This window comes from Novosphingobium sp. PP1Y (genome assembly GCF_000253255.1).
Lineage (GTDB): Bacteria > Pseudomonadota > Alphaproteobacteria > Sphingomonadales > Sphingomonadaceae > Novosphingobium.
In genome coordinates this window covers 955,658-970,057 of the sequence record NC_015583.1, presented here as the reverse complement: position 1 = coordinate 970,057, position 14,400 = coordinate 955,658, and the positions used below count along the sequence as shown (strand labels likewise).

12 protein-coding genes are annotated in these 14,400 nt (G+C 61.9%); 2 read left to right on the top strand and 10 right to left on the bottom strand.

The window, feature by feature from the left end:
* Positions 1-31: 31 nt before the first annotated feature.
* Positions 32-2,122 (bottom strand): amidohydrolase family protein, encoded by a 2,091-nt coding sequence (locus PP1Y_RS05295; RefSeq protein ID WP_013837053.1) that lies wholly within the window; start codon positions 2,120-2,122, stop codon positions 32-34.
* Complete coding sequence (locus PP1Y_RS05290; RefSeq protein ID WP_013837052.1) at positions 2,122-3,090, bottom strand: ornithine cyclodeaminase family protein; 969 nt, start codon at positions 3,088-3,090, stop codon at positions 2,122-2,124. Before PP1Y_RS05290 ends, PP1Y_RS05295 begins: the two co-directional genes overlap by 1 nt.
* Before the next feature lie 144 nt (positions 3,091-3,234).
* Here PP1Y_RS05290 and PP1Y_RS25705 point away from each other — a divergent pair, with 144 nt between their 5' ends.
* A complete protein-coding gene (locus PP1Y_RS25705) occupies positions 3,235-3,714 on the top strand; it encodes an Lrp/AsnC family transcriptional regulator (RefSeq protein ID WP_232512287.1) in 480 nt (159 codons plus the stop codon).
* A gap of 85 nt (positions 3,715-3,799) precedes the next feature.
* Positions 3,800-5,506, top strand: a complete 1,707-nt coding sequence (locus PP1Y_RS05280) for a peptidase M61 (RefSeq protein ID WP_148274847.1) — start codon at positions 3,800-3,802, stop codon at positions 5,504-5,506.
* A 10-nt stretch (positions 5,507-5,516) separates the two neighbouring features.
* Here the strand turns inward: PP1Y_RS05280 and PP1Y_RS05275 are convergent, their stop codons facing one another.
* The 8 genes from PP1Y_RS05275 to PP1Y_RS05240 all read right to left on the bottom strand — a co-directional run bounded on the left by PP1Y_RS05275 (position 5,517) and on the right by PP1Y_RS05240 (position 14,171).
* Positions 5,517-6,488: a spore coat U domain-containing protein gene (locus tag PP1Y_RS05275; protein WP_041558420.1), complete on the bottom strand. Its 972-nt coding sequence runs from the start codon at positions 6,486-6,488 to the stop codon at positions 5,517-5,519.
* 17 nt (positions 6,489-6,505) lie between these two features.
* The gene (locus PP1Y_RS05270; protein ID WP_232512285.1) at positions 6,506-8,740 is read right to left on the bottom strand and encodes a fimbria/pilus outer membrane usher protein; all 2,235 of its coding nucleotides are present in this window, start codon (positions 8,738-8,740) and stop codon (positions 6,506-6,508) included.
* Positions 8,741-8,831: 91 nt separating this feature from the next.
* The gene (locus PP1Y_RS05265; protein WP_232512283.1) at positions 8,832-9,551 is read right to left on the bottom strand and encodes a molecular chaperone; all 720 of its coding nucleotides are present in this window, start codon (positions 9,549-9,551) and stop codon (positions 8,832-8,834) included.
* 41 nt (positions 9,552-9,592) lie between these two features.
* Positions 9,593-10,126 (bottom strand): spore coat U domain-containing protein, encoded by a 534-nt coding sequence (locus tag PP1Y_RS05260; RefSeq protein WP_232512281.1) that lies wholly within the window; start codon positions 10,124-10,126, stop codon positions 9,593-9,595.
* Between the two features lie 16 nt (positions 10,127-10,142).
* On the bottom strand, positions 10,143-10,685 hold the full coding sequence (locus PP1Y_RS05255; RefSeq protein WP_232512279.1) for a spore coat U domain-containing protein: 543 nt from the start codon (positions 10,683-10,685) through the stop codon (positions 10,143-10,145).
* 286 nt (positions 10,686-10,971) lie between these two features.
* Complete coding sequence (locus PP1Y_RS05250) at positions 10,972-11,631, bottom strand: OmpA family protein (RefSeq protein WP_232512277.1); 660 nt, start codon at positions 11,629-11,631, stop codon at positions 10,972-10,974.
* Complete coding sequence (locus PP1Y_RS05245) at positions 11,628-13,466, bottom strand: sodium:proton antiporter (protein WP_013837043.1); 1,839 nt, start codon at positions 13,464-13,466, stop codon at positions 11,628-11,630. Before PP1Y_RS05245 ends, PP1Y_RS05250 begins: the two co-directional genes overlap by 4 nt.
* Positions 13,467-13,562: 96 nt before the next feature.
* A complete protein-coding gene (locus PP1Y_RS05240) occupies positions 13,563-14,171 on the bottom strand; it encodes a cation diffusion facilitator family transporter (RefSeq protein ID WP_013837042.1) in 609 nt (202 codons plus the stop codon).
* Positions 14,172-14,400: the final 229 nt, after the last annotated feature.

Here is a 14,400-nt window from a genome sequence, read left to right as displayed (position 1 = left end):
CACAAGGCCGCCCCCTACCGGCCTCTCCTTCTCAGAACGCGAAGTCCTCATGCGCTTCGACGCCCTGTCCGTGAATCAGGGCCACTGGCTTGGGTGCGATCTGTGGCACCACGATCTTCGGCGGCGCGGCGAAGGGCGTAACGCCGACTTCACTCCAGATCTCTGATGGATAGTAGATCGTTCCGCCCTTCACCACCATCGCCATGCGATGCAATGCGCTCATGTCGGCAAGCGGATTGCCGTCGAGCAGAACGAAGTCGGCGTACTTTCCCTTTTCTACCGAACCGAAGGACTGATCGCGGTGCAGGTAGCGATCCGCGCCCAGCGTCCCGATGCGCAGAACATCGGCAGGCGCAATACCCGCCTCGGCATAGATCTGAAGTTCGCGGTGCACTGAAAGGCCTGTCGCGTCGTCGGTCCCAGGAAGCAACGTGATTCCCCGCTTGTACAAGTCGAGCAGGAGTGCCTTGATCGTGGCGAAAGCTCCGTCATAGTCGGCCGCATCCTGCGGCGTATGGATCGGCGCGATGCCCTGCCGGCGATTGCGCTGCACACCGACCGGAAGGTGATCGAAATAGCCTGCGACGGACGGATTGATCTTGCCGTTACGCGCCCGCATCAGCAATTCCAGCGTCACCGCTGTCGGATCAAGCGCGATGTGCCTGGCCTGCATCGTATCCAGTGTCCGCGTCACCCGCGGCGAATTGAGGTCGAGACCCGCAGTCCGGCGCATGGCAGTGAGACGCAGGGGCGTGCGCGTGTCCTCTTCGGGCTTGAGCACCCAGCCGAGCATCAGCTGGTTGATGTGGGTCACCTCGTCATAGCCAGCCGCGATCATAGCATCGGCGTTGGTGAATGCGGGAATATGCCCGGTGACACCCAGTCCCAGCTTTTTGGCCTCTTTCACAACCGCCGGCACCCATTCGGGATGAAAGCTGTTGTAGATCTTGATCTGCCAGTAGCCGCGAGCCCCGTACCAGCGCACGGCGTCCAACGCTTCGGCCTCGTTGTCGGCGATAAAGCCGTTGCGTGAGGAATAGGGGCTGCGCCCTTCCAGAAAGCCGTTGCGAATGATGTGCGGCCCAGCCACTTCGCCCTTGTCGATGCGGTTTGTCAGATCGAGCAGAAAGCCATTTTCATTGCCCATGTCGCGCACTGAAGTCACACCCGAGGCAATATAAAGCAGGGCTGACTGCAGCGACACGTGCGCGTGCATGTCATGCAGGCCGGGAATGATGGTACGGCCTTCACCCTCCACCAGCGCTTCTTCGGGCGACGGCGGGCTATCCAGTGGCTCGACCGAAGCGATGCGGTCCTTGAATACGACCACCGAAACCGGATCACCCAGCTTGCCGCTCGCCGGATCGAAAACCCGCACGTTACGGATGCGGATCGGCATCTCGTAATTATGGGCTACCTTCTGCTGGATCGCCGCATACCGCCGGGCCGACCGGGTAGCCGCGATAGTGCCGAGTTCCTGCGCGAATGACGCAAGGTTCTCCCGCACGGTGACATGCGTTGGCGAATAGGCAGCGATCAATCGATCCTGATCGTCAAGAAGGATCGCGCTCGGCGTCAGCCCGATGCCCTTGATCAGGTAGGAACGGTAGCTCGTACCTCCCAGGGTGACGGGCGCTTCTTGCTCAAGTGACAGCCCTCCCCCCGGCGCCGCCGGTAAGGAATGGTCCGCATCAGCCAGCAGCGCGCGGGCATATATCCCCAGCGAGAACGGACTGCCTTCCTGTGCTACGTATAGTGTCGGCTCCTTGACCTGCATCGAACCCTTGCCGGTCGTATCCGTCCAGGTCAGCAGCTTGCCCTTCGCCACGAACTGCTCGTCGACCTTGTTGCCGAATAGCGAAGTCCCCTGAAGCGTCCAGCCTTGCGGCAATCCGTTGTCGTCGAGGACGATCGTCTCGTGCATGGTGGGCCCGCGCCCATTGCTTTTGACGTCGTGGTCGATGGCGATCGTCTTGCCATCGATGTCGGCGAAGACATGCCCGACATTTTCGCCGTTGTCGATGACGGCGAAGCGCTGCTCCTCGGCGTGGAGGGCACTGGCACTCAGGGCGATGACGGAACTGGCAAGCAGGCGCAGGGCGGCAGGACGGTTGAATTTCATCAGATCTGGTTCCGTTTTGCGTAAGACGTATAGATGTGGGCTGCGGCCGCGAGATCCTGAACTGCATGGCCGAGCGACTTGTAGGCCGTGATCTCCCGATCGTTGCGACGCCCCGGGACGAGGCCAAGGAGGACTTCGCCGATCTCCGCGACGATGTGCTCGTCCCCGACCACGCCGGCAGCCTTGGCTTCGAGAAACTCCGCAGCAGCATCGAGGGCGGACGCCCGGCTGTCGGCAATGAAGCGCGAAGCCGCAACCAGCGCGCTGTCCACTTCGACCGGACCCGGTCCGCTGGATCCCACGATGTTGACGTGGGTTCCGGGTTGCAGCCACTTACCCAGCAGGATCGGCGTTCGCGCGCCGGTCAACGTACAGATCACGTCCGCCTCGCCCACCGCGGCCTCGACAGCGCCTGCCGGCTCCACCGGCAGACTGGAGGACCAGTCATCGATCACGGCGTGCACCTTCCTCTCGTCGCGTCCCCAGATGAGGATGCGCTCGAAGTCACGCACAAGCGGCATCGCATGGAGGTGGGAATGAACCTGCCCACCGGTTCCCATCAACAGCAGAACCTTGGAATTGCTTCGGGCCAGAGCTTCGGTCGCCACCGCCGTCGCCGCCGCAGTGCGGATGTGCGTTATCTCTTCAGCATCGGCAACGCAGACGGGCTTGCCCTCGACCGGCTCGAACATGGTCACGAGGCCACGATGGCGGCGCACGCCGGGATTGTCCGGCTCGGCGAAGACGCTGATCATTTTGGCCCCGAACATGCCGTCATCCGCCAGGGCACCGGGCATCTGTGCAAAGGTTCGTCCTTCGCCCATGTGGATCATCGTCCGCAGCAGTTGCCGGGTTGCTCCACGCGAAAGAGCCTTCATGGCCTCGCGCACGACGCCGATGCACGAAGGATAATCGAGCAGGGCGCGCACGTCTTCGGCATCGAAGACCGCCAGTTCACTGCGTTTCATAATCCGGCCACCCTTCCGATCTTCAAAGTTTCGTCTCCGAGCATCAGTGATAGCGTCTGTCACGGGAATATTTCACGCTTTGTTGCGCTGCCGGCCCGGTCCGTGGCATGTTCAAGCCAACAAGGACCATTAGGGAGCATAATTTTGCCAGGCGAATTGGACCGGCTCGACATGAAAATCCTCGATCGCCTGCAGATCGACGCATCGGAATCATCGAGCGAAATCGCCGATCGCGTCGGCCTGTCCCAGTCGCCGTGCTGGCGACGCATGCAGCGTCTGAAGGAAGAAGGCTACGTCCGGCACACCGTCGCAATTCTCGATCGCGAGAAGTTCGGCGAAAGCATGTTCATCTTCGCCCAGCTCAAGATGTCCCGGCTTTCGGACGAGGAACGCGACCGCTTCGTCCATGCCATCGAGGCGATCCCGGAAATTCTCGAAGCCTACACTCTGTTCGGCGAACTCGACGTCATGCTCAAGGTTCTCGCACCCAATATCGGATGGTACCAGAATTTCACCTTCCGCACGCTGCTTCGCTTGCCAGGTGTGGAGGACGTACGCTCAACGGCGACGCTGTCCGAACTCAAGTGTACCCACCGCCTGCCCTTGCCCTCGCTACCCGCTTGATCTGCGCATAATTGATGCACAAGCGTAGCGAATTACGGCAAAGATTGCACAGACTGTTGGCCGCTGTGCCTGATAGCCTGCTTTCATGAAACAGCTTAGCTTCGGCCTTGCCACGTTCACCGCAACGCTGCTGACCGCGATGCCCGCTTTTGCGGCCCGCGCCGAGCAAGCGACAGATCTCTCGATCTGGCTTACCCCGGTCGCGGGGGAGGGAGGCGCGCTTACCCGGCTCGACGTCGCCATCCACTTCGAACATCCGCAAGAAGATGCTGCGCTGGCAAGCATGGCAGTGAGCGCGAACACGGTGGAGACATCAGCCAACGCCATGGCAGGGCTGGCCTTCAGTGACACCCGCGGCCCGATCCCCGTTGGCGTACAGGACAGCAAGTCCGATGACGACAATACGCAGCGCATATGGACGGCGCAGCGCGCGATTGCAGGGCCTGTAACCGTCGCCTATCGGGTCGCCATCGATCCTGGGCAGCCGGAACTGGCGCGTCCCCAATACGAACTTCGCGCCAGCGACGGGGGCCTTTCTGGTGCAGGCAATGCCTTCCTGATCCTTCCGGCCGATAACATAGCACGGAATGTGTCCGTCCACTGGAACCTCTCTCGCGCAGGTTCGATGGCCAAGGGCGTGTCCAGCCTCGGCCCCGGAGACAGTCACTCGAATAGGCCACTGCGTACCGAACAGGTCGCATCAAGCTACTACATGGCCGGCAAAGTCGGAACGTTCGCCCGCGACGCTTTCTTCGGCACATGGCAGGGACAGTTCAGCTTCGATGGCACTCAGCTGATGGACTGGGCGGCCCGCCTGCAGAAATTCTACGCGAAGTTTTTCGATCAGCAGCCTGCCAGTTTCGGAGTTTTCGCGCGGACCAACCGCCTGAACCCCGGCAGCGGCATCGGGCTGACCGACAGCTTTGCCTTCACGTTCAGCGAAAAAACGACGCTGGAGGATCTCGAAAGCCTGCTCGCTCACGAGATGGTCCATTCGTGGATCAACTCCCTCAGCAATTCGATGGACGCTCCCCGCGGCCTCGGACTCTCCTGGTTCGGCGAAGGCCTCGCCGTCCATTACCAGCGCTTGCTGCCTTACCGCGCCGGCCTGATCAGCAGGCAGGCTTTCCTCGACGACCTCAATTCCACGGCGGGGAGATACTACACCAATGCCATGATCGGCACACCCAACGACGATATCCCCGCCGGTTTCTGGAAGGACACCCGCATACGCGTGCTGCCCTATGATCGCGGGTCTCTCTACTTCGCCACTGTCGATGCGCAGATCAAAGCTGCATCGCGCGGAGATCGTTCACTGGACGACATGGTCCGCGAGATGCTGGCCGAGCGCCGCGCCGGTCGCCCCATGGATCTGGCCCTATGGAAAAAGTTGCTGGCCAGGGAACTTGGCGCGAAAGGTCTGTCGCAGTTCGACGCGATGTTGGGCGGAGCAACAATATTGCCGCCCTCCGACGCCTTCGGCCCCTGCTTCGAGCGCGTGACGAAGCCCCTGCGCCGGTTCGATCTCGGGTTCGATCCGTTGGTCCTGTCGACTTCGGAACGCATCGTCACTGGCCTGAAGACGGGCTCGGCTGCCGAGGCAGCAGGGCTGCGCAATGGCGACCGGATACTCAATCGCTTTCCGCAAGACGCCATGCAGGCGAACCAGGATGCGATTTTGACCCTGCAGATCGAACGGGACGGCAGGCAATTCGAAGTTACCTACAAGCCGCGCGGCGAAACAGTCGAGGCCTATCAGTGGCAGGCAATACCTGATTGTCCGTCAAACTGACCGAAGCCGCCTAGAACTCGACATCGACCGTCAAGGTGTCGGTGTAGGTGCCGGGCGGCGGCGTCGACTGGCCGCTCAAGATTTCCGCACGGTAGGTATAGGTCTGATCCGTGGCTCCTGTATAGGTCCCGGCATTGGTCGTTGCCTCCCCGCTGCTGCGGCGTTCCGTTCCCAGGTGGCCCCAACGACTGGTTGAACCTTGCGGATAGTAGATCTCGTAGGCGATGTAGCTACCGGCATTTGCAAGACGCCGGATGCCTAAGTAGTTCTGCCCATCGTCGATGCCCACCGTATAGGATGCATCTTTGGTACAGCGGATCGTAATTGTCTGGGCAACCGGATCGAAGCTGCCAACAAAGGCCGCACTTCCGAAGTCGGCGGTGGGCGCGGACAGGACGCAATCTGCGCTGACGGTCATAGTCACCGTGAGCGTGCTGGAAGTCGCTCCATCGTCGTAAATGCAAAGCGTGACTGCACCGGCCGAGCACAGGTGCCATGTCCAGTCTATGGAAATCGTGCTGGTATAGGTCCCTGCAGCCACCTGGGTTCCGGCCTGCGTGCGTATGTAGATCGGCAGGGTGCCGCCGGTCGCATTGAACAGACCAAGAATGCCCAGGAATGTCGTGCTGCTCCATGTAATCGTGCTGCCTACGGCGTAAGTCGCAGTGCAGGAGGAATCCTTGCAGATATCATAGCGAATGGAATCGCCGGTCGTCGCATCGCGGAGCCGAGGCTGCGTCCCCTGACTGTTGGTTGCGCTGGCGATCGTGGCGGTAATCGTATTGGTCGAGACAATCGACAGGAGGCTGCCGGTGCACGAGAATCCGGTCGCTCCGCCTGCCCTCTGTGCTGCGGACGCGACAGTGAAGGAACTGGCGCTGCCAAGGTTGACCGATCCCGAGGTCGCCGAGCAGGCAGCGCGCGCAGCGTCGGGAACGGCAACCCAATACAGCATCGCAAGCAGCACAAGGGCGGTCCGCATGGTAAGACGCAAGGCGTTTACCGACATGGCAACGGCCCCACGCGTCCCACTCCGGGGCCCCGGGCAGGGTAATCGAACGCGGCCAGGCAGCGACTGCCATCCGCTTGCGTGACAGTAAGCCGATTGTCGTCCTGCAAGTTCTGAAGGTAGGCGCGGCCATCGAGGCCGACCCAGGTTTCCTCGCCGGTTGCCGCGATGACCTTCGAGCCTGCCGGCAACGCCTTGCCGTTCGCCCCGACCAGAAGAACATGGGCTGCCCTGCTCCTCGAAACCGGGAAGCGCAGGAGGCGGCCGCTACCGTTTTTCACCGCAGAACGCTGGCGCGTAACCGGCACTTGCACGTCTGCCGGCAGATCGCGCGTATCGATGGCGAAACTCGCCGCATAATAAGACGGCACGCGCGCGACCAGCAGGTGGCCCTTGGCGTCGGTCACGCCGGCCTTCTGGTTTTCATATTGGACGGGTACGCCCGCCACGCCATCGGTGGATACGAGGGCAAAGGCGTCATTGATGCGATTGGCCACGAAGACGCTACCGTCCATGATGACAAGCGCCCCGGAAAGTTCGCCCCAGGTGGTCGTATGCGGCCCCGCGCCGAATGCCCCTGCCTGGAGTTGCAGGGCACTATTGCGCCAGGTGAGATCCCCGCGATAGCGATCGCGCTCGCCGCTTGCATGGGAGGCACCAACAGACCAGCCCAGCCCGCCTTCGCTTGGCACCGCCCTGCCGTAATCGACAACGGCGCGCGCATTGCCCCGCTGCGTTCTCTCGATCCCGGAGACTGCGCTTCCCTGCCGTCCCAGCGGGACCACCCACTGCGCCATCGCGCTGGTCGTCTCACGCTCAATGTCGCGCACTGCAGACAGGTGCAGGCTGCTCCTGCCCCAAAGCGTTTGGTAATAGGAAAGGTTCGCGAGCCGAAAGCGCCGATCTCCCTGTCGTGTCTCCACAAAGCTGGCGGCCAGGTTGCCCAGTCCCCTGCCGAGAACGACGTTCGCCTGCGCCTGCCACTGGCGGGACGGCAATCGATAGTGCTTGGTCGCATAGCTGGACAACTCGGCATATTCCGGACTGCGCCGCACCGCCCTTGCCATCAGGTTGAAGCCACGACCGGTGTATTGGTAGCCCAGCGCGACCTGATTGCCGCTCCGCCCGAGTTGGCGACTGGCACTGGCCGACAGATCGACGACACCCAGACTGCCGAGTTGCAGCACGCCGCCCACGCCGGCCAACCGGTGGTCGCCAGCCGCCTCTGCCGACGCCTCCAGCGTCAGAAATCGCGTAAGGCCGAAACGCCCGGACGCCGACGCAGCCCATTTACCGTATGATGTGCTACTCGTTCCAAAGTCCCGCCGCAGCTTCCCGACAGACAGCGCATAGTCGGCCAGGCCTGGCCGCAGCAGGCTATTGGCGACGTAGAAGGCCGCAGAGGTTTGCACCTGCCTGCCTTGCGCATCGGTGGTAACGACCGTCGCTTCACCTGCGCCGTTCACGTAAGGCAGTTCGTCCACCACAAAGGGACCCGGCTGCACCGTTGTCGCCGCTGCGCGGTAGCCATTGACGAACAACTCAAGCGCACTCGGTACTGCCGCCATACCCGCGAAACCGGGCAAGGGATAAGTCACGACGTCAGGCCTTACGCTGAAATCGCGAGAGACCTGCGCCCCTGCCATCCTCACAGGGTTTGTCCATGGCAGCGTACGGGTGACCAGGTCCCCCGCTTCATAAGTTCGGATCGCCTCGTCGTCGACGTAGGTCCAGCGGGTCTCATAGCGCAGATAGCGCCTTGTCCCGCCGAACGTATCGAACCGCAAGCTGCCGCTATTGCTGAGACTGCCAAGCCCCCCGAAGAGGCGTTGCTCGCTCCACAGCGAGCCATGGGTTTCCTGCCCCGAGTGCGCGACGTAGAGATCGTAATTGATCAGGGCGCCGAAATCGCTCTTCGGAACGATCCGATCCCTCTTGGAAGCGATGCCCACACGGCTGCCCTCGAGCCACTGCGGCGGCACCGTCAACAAAAGCCTCTGATCCGCTTCGGAATAATCGGCTGCCATTCCCGCCTCGGTCGAAAGATCGACCATGAAGTCGGCAGGCCAATCGCGGTCGATGCCCGCCTCGCGCAGGACCTGCGCTTTTACCGAAAGGCGTCCATCCTGCAAGCTGACGGGGATCAGGCGGCCGGCAGTCCTGCCATTCACCACCAGTTCGAGCCGCAGTTGCACGGCCGAAGGAGTGTCCGTAACTCGCGTCATCTGCGTCGGCGCATCATCTGCAAGGGCCAACGTCGGAGCGAATAGGGCAAGCCCCCCGACCAGCGCCAACAGGAAGTCCGGCGCCCGCCACCTAGTTCGGCATGCAGGCACCGAGCGCCACCTGCTTCGCATGGCCGTTGACCTTGGCGCGCAATGTCCCAGAAGTGACCGGGTTGCCGGGAACAGCCCATTCCATAGTGCTGCCCGCCAGCACATAACCGAGAAGCCCGGGCCCGATCGACACGGTACTTTTACCTGTATCTAGGTCCACATCCGCCAGCCTGGCGTGCACCGGCCCGGCATTGATCAACCGCACGGCCCGCCCCCGATCGACCAGCTTGCAACTCAGTTGCGGCACTGCAGAGTCCCGTTTGTTCTTGTTCTGATCGAGGGCCACGAAAAGCGGAATCGAATAGCGCATGCGAAAGCGCAGCGCGGTGGCGGTCCGCGTCTGTTCGGGCCGGTCGGTGACGGCCGGGATTTCGTCGACGATGACCCGGTATGCCGCTTCCCTGTCCCGCGGCAGCGGCTCACCCAGCACGAGGCGGACGAGTTGGCGCACGCCCGGTCCGACTTTGACCATCGGTGGGCTTGCGAGGACCTCATCCTGTTCGGAATGGACATCGCTTCGCGCTTCCTGCGTCCAATGCATGACGCGAATCTGCAGGACGACGTCGGCTGCTCCTCGATTTTCCAGCCAGAGCTCGGTTCCTGCGCGTCCCTCAACGATAACCGGGTCGATCGGCCAGATCAGGACGGTCGCAGCCAGTGCCCTCAGCGGCAGAACTGCAAGGACAACTGCGATGAGCAAAGCCGTAACACCTTCCGGTGATCTTGCCTCTCCCATGGCCTTCACCAGCTCAGCGTCAGGACGATGGTGTCGGAATAGGTGTCCGGCGGTTTGTCACCGCTCAACACCGCTCTGCCATAGATGGGCAGGGCAATTGCTTCCGGATCGGCGAAAGTGACCGCATAGGCTTGGTCGATCTGCATCTCGTTCGAGAAGCCGGCGTCCCGGTAAAGCCGGTAGGGCAGCAGAGCGCCGCTCCCGGCTGCCTGCATGTTGCGCACGGCAGAACCGTGCTGGCCCGCACCCAGCGCCATCGACAGGGCAACACCGGGCGTGCAGCTCAACGTCAGCCCGGCATCCGCGGCAATGGCCGTGGATACGGTATCGCGGGACAGCGACGAATGGCTTCCGAAATCGAGCAGACCGTATCGCCCCAGCGCTTCACCGCCAGAGGCAAGCGAGCCGTTGATCTCGCATCCCGAAACGACCGTCGCCGAGACCTGGAAGCTCGTGGTGGTATCCGCCATGGCCGGGTTGGACAACGCGGCGGCCAGTCCCGCTCCCATTCTTGCTGCGCGGCGCAATCGAGATCCCATGCTCCGCTCCCCGCCCTCAGAAGGTCAGCGTTACCGATATCGTATCGGTGTAGGTCCCTGGCGAAAGACCCGCGACACCCACAGCCCGGCCATAGATCGGCACCGTCTGTTCGGTGCCGTCACCGGTCACGGACAGCGTCGATCCATTGTTGAGGACAGTACTGAATCCGGCATCGGAATAGATGTCGTAAGGTATGTAGACCGAGCCATTGGCGAGAGCCCTGCCGCCGCCGGCCACCGCAGCGTCGTTGGCGCCGCTGTCGATAGTGATCGTGGCATCGGAACCGGGCGAGCACTGTACCGAGATGTTTCCGGACCCATTGCCGTCGACCTGGGCTTCGGAGGATGTAAAAAAGGTACTGACCGACCCGAAATCGAGCGATCCGAAGTCGACATTGCTAGTCGCTGCGTCACCATTGACTTCGCAGGCTGCGACAAGGGTTATCGAGGCATCGATCGTACCGGTAACGGTTTGGGCATGAGCGATGTGGACAGGGGACAAAGCGGCGAGCAGGAGGACAGGGACCACGCCATATCCGGAATTGAACCTACGCATCATGAGCAGACACCTCGAGTTCTTGTCCTGCGAGTGTCTTCTTTAGGTAAATAAACTTTGGTAAATGCTACGATTACAATTTTGAAACCGTGAAGATATCACTGATTACATTATTTATTTCCTGAAGTTCACGGACAAACTGCGCCCGAGATGCCAACTTCGCAGATGTCGGATCGGCATCGCCGTTAACTGTCGATCCCGGCCAGGTTGCCTGGACAGGCAGCGTTTGGGGCATCCGCGAAGGGCTTCGATGAGGTAATGACATGCAACTGGCGCCAAGCCGGGCGGATTATTCGGACGATGGCTCGAGACTTCCGGTCGCAGTCTCGCCCGGGCCTGCCGCGGCATCCTTGACAGGAGGATCCACGCGGATCTCCACCCTCCGGTTGCGCGCGCGGCCCTCGGGATCATCGGAACCGTCAAGCTTGCGATTTGGCGCAATCGGCCGGCTTTCCCCAAGGGCGATTACCATAAGGCGCTCACCATCCACGCCCTTGCTCTCAAGGTAATCGCGCACGGCCTCAGCCCGCTTTTTCGAAGCGGCCAGATTGGCCTCGTCGCTGCCCCGGGAATCGGTATGGCCCCAGATCGTCACGACACCGCCCGCCCTGAACGTCGGATTGTCGAGCAGCGCATCGATGGCTGCAAGTCCGGCCTCGTCCGGCTCCTTCCCCTTATCGAGAAAGCGAACCGCAACCGTCACCGGCTGCAGCGAAGGCGCGGTATCAGGCAAGGGCCCGACATCGGGACGAAGGATCGATTTCTTGGGGGTGACGTTCACGACAGGGGAAGCGTCCTGCACCGCAGTGCCAGTCGCCTCGTTCGCTGCGGAACTTTTCTCTTCAGGCATGCCAGGCTGGCCGGAACCGTCGCAGGCCGAAAGCGACAGGACCAGAGCCACAGGGAAAATCAGAGCGTGCCCGCAGCCCCTGTCACGGGATAGCATCATGCGCTTGCCTCCTCTGTCCGTGTTGTCTGCCCGGTGGATTGCGCCTCCGGACGGCGCGATGGTGCGTAGGAGACGATCACGTCCCCGGGTTCGGCCGCCGGGCGCGACGCGTGGGTGAAAAAGCGGATCTTCCCATCCTTGCGGTAAAGGAACAGCATGTCCCCTCCTTCCGGAAGTTCCGCCCGCGCATCCGAAAAATCGAACTGATCGCTGATCTTGGTCTTGCGAAAAGTCCAACCCGCCTGTTCGCGCGCGATAATGTCCTCCACGCCGAGCCCTGACGCGAACATCGCGCGGCCCTGCAACGCCTCGGGAAGACTGCGGTGATCTTCGTCATCGCCCATCCCGCCCAGCTGATAGACGGAATCGCGACCGAAGTCGGGCGCGAACTCATTGCATACCAAAGCGTTGTAGGCCTCGTTCTGCGAGATCGCGACCAGGACTTGAAACTGCGTAAGATCAAGCCGTTCCTCGGTAGATTCCGCCAGGATTTCGCCGTGATAGGTTGGAATGCCCGCCTGCCGGGCGGCGGAAAGGCGCTGCCAGCTGGTATCGCAGATCGTGACCGGCAATTCGAGCGAACGCACCTGCTCGGCCAAGGCGAGGCTCCACGAGGTGCTGCCCACGATTAACAGGCCCTTGCGCTGCACGCCCGTCACTTTCAACCAGCGCGCGACATGACGGACGCTGAAGCCGTGAGCAACGATCGTCGCGACGACGACCGCGAAGGACAAGGCAACCAGAATGCTGCCATCGGCGTAGCCAAGCTTGCCGAGGCGCAGGGCGAACAGGCCGGCGATGGCCACGGCAACTACGCCGCGCGGAGCGATCCATGCCAGCAACAGCCGCTCGTTCCACGGCAAGCGGCTGAAGGCCAGGCTGCACAGTACGGTCAGCGGCCGGACGATGAACAGGAGAGCAAGGAGGAAGGCGATGAAGCGCCATTCGAACTGGCGCAGCACTTCCAGATCGAGCGATGCCGAAAGCAGCACGAAAACGCCGGAAATCAGCAGGACCGTGACGTTCTCCTTGAAGGGGTGGATGTCGCGCAGGCTGTCGAGCCGCATGTTCGCAATCGCAACGCCCATGACCGTCACTGCAAGCAGGCCGGTCTCCTGCTGGATGAGGTTCGACAGCACGAATGTGCTGATCACGGCCACCAGCAGCACCGGCGCCTTGAGGTATTCGGGCACTTGCCCGCGGGGGAAGGACCAGGCGATCATTCGCGCCACTGCATAGCCGATCAGTCCAGCCACGACAGCGGCAGCCAGCAGCGAAATGACAACGGCGATCAGTGTCCCGCCGGCTTCCGCCCGCCGCAGGTACTCGTAAGTGATGACTGCGCACAGCGCCCCGATCGGATCGTTGACGATCGCTTCCCACTTGAGGATGGCCCGCGGACGCGGCGCAACATTGCTCTGGCGCAGCAGCGGCAGGACAACGGTGGGGCCCGTCACGACGAGAATGCCGGCGAACAGGATGGCCACGGGCCAGACCAGTCCGGCAAGATAATAGCAGGCGATCGCGCCGAGCCCCCAGCCGACCGGCACGCCGATCAGGACCAGACGCGTCACCGCGCCCTCGGTCTTGCGCAATTCCCGGAAATTGAGGTTCAGGCCTCCCTCGAACAGGATCAGTGCAACCGCCACGGAAATCATCGGCTCAAGCAGTTCCCCGAAGGTCTCTTCGGGTGATATTAGCCCGGTGACAGGGCCGGCGATGACGCCGGCGAAAAGCATCACCGCGATGGCCGGCCATCCCGTGCGCCACGCGATCCACTGCGCCCCGATCCCGAGAACGCCGATCAGTGCAAAAACAAGGGCCTGGTGCTCCATGAGGAGGGCATACTCCACGTTGTCCGGATTGTTAAATGCGCGGAACGCGGGTTCGTTCATCCAAAATCGAGCAAGTCCCGTGCCCTAATGCGCCATTCAGGTCGAAGAGGTTCGCTCCGCCCGGGCGTCCTTCAGGATTTCGAGCGCCTCACGAATGACGTAGAGGCCTATCCCCGCGCCGACGACGAGGTCGAAGTACCGAATTCCCGTGAGCAGGACGGCAAGGCCGGAGAGGATCACGACCACGTTGGCAACGACGTCAGCCCTCGTGAAAATCCAGGCGGCGCGCAGATGCACCTCGCCGTTTCGCTGATGGGAGAGCAGGCGCAGGACAATCACATTCACAGCGAGCGCAGGCAGGGATACAGCCATCATCCAAAGGCCTTCAGGCACTGCGCCTGCATGGAAGCGGCGCGCGACTTCCCAGAGAAGGCCGAAGCCGAGAGCTAGCAGCAGGATACCGCTCAGCGTTGCCGCATTGATCTTGAAATGGGGGCTGCGCCCGATTGCCGCCAGCGCAATCGAATAGACAGTCGCGTCGGAAAGCATATCGAGACCGTCAGCCACTACGGCGGTAGAGCCGATCAGCAGGCCAGTGGCCACCTCGGCCACGAACATCGCAGCATTGAGGGCCAGGGCCAACCATAGCACGCGTTGCTGAGCCCGCGTTTTAACTGGAGTAGGTTCGCATCCGCATCCCGCCATGGCGGAAGTCTAGCGCGGCTGCCGAGACAAGGCAAAACCCAGCGTTGCTGTAGGACCGGAAAAGAATTATTTATTCCTACGACGCCGATCGGAAAATTATCATATAATAAAAGCGTCAAACTCTGAAATCGTCAGGAGACCGGAACGCCATCATGGGAATTTAATCCGATGATTTTCACCAGCGAATTTCCTAGTCTTGTTGAGCGTTCCGTGCTACCAGAAGGCACGT

Excerpts from the sequence above, each read along its gene's own strand:
- PP1Y_RS05260 (WP_232512281.1), bottom strand. The coding sequence starts at position 10,126 with ATGGGATCTCGATTGCGCCGCGCAGCAAGAATGGGAGCGGGACTGGCC.
- PP1Y_RS05250 (WP_232512277.1), bottom strand. The coding sequence starts at position 11,631 with ATGATGCTATCCCGTGACAGGGGCTGCGGGCACGCTCTGATTTTCCCT.
- PP1Y_RS05255 (WP_232512279.1), bottom strand. The coding sequence starts at position 10,685 with ATGATGCGTAGGTTCAATTCCGGATATGGCGTGGTCCCTGTCCTCCTG.
- PP1Y_RS05280 (WP_148274847.1), top strand. The coding sequence starts at position 3,800 with ATGAAACAGCTTAGCTTCGGCCTTGCCACGTTCACCGCAACGCTGCTG.
- PP1Y_RS05240 (WP_013837042.1), bottom strand. The coding sequence starts at position 14,171 with ATGGCGGGATGCGGATGCGAACCTACTCCAGTTAAAACGCGGGCTCAG.
- PP1Y_RS05290 (WP_013837052.1), bottom strand. The coding sequence starts at position 3,090 with ATGAAACGCAGTGAACTGGCGGTCTTCGATGCCGAAGACGTGCGCGCC.
- PP1Y_RS05295 (WP_013837053.1), bottom strand. The coding sequence starts at position 2,122 with ATGAAATTCAACCGTCCTGCCGCCCTGCGCCTGCTTGCCAGTTCCGTC.
- PP1Y_RS05245 (WP_013837043.1), bottom strand. The coding sequence starts at position 13,466 with ATGGAGCACCAGGCCCTTGTTTTTGCACTGATCGGCGTTCTCGGGATC.
- PP1Y_RS05270 (WP_232512285.1), bottom strand. The coding sequence starts at position 8,740 with ATGACGCGAGTTACGGACACTCCTTCGGCCGTGCAACTGCGGCTCGAA.
- PP1Y_RS05275 (WP_041558420.1), bottom strand. The coding sequence starts at position 6,488 with ATGCGGACCGCCCTTGTGCTGCTTGCGATGCTGTATTGGGTTGCCGTT.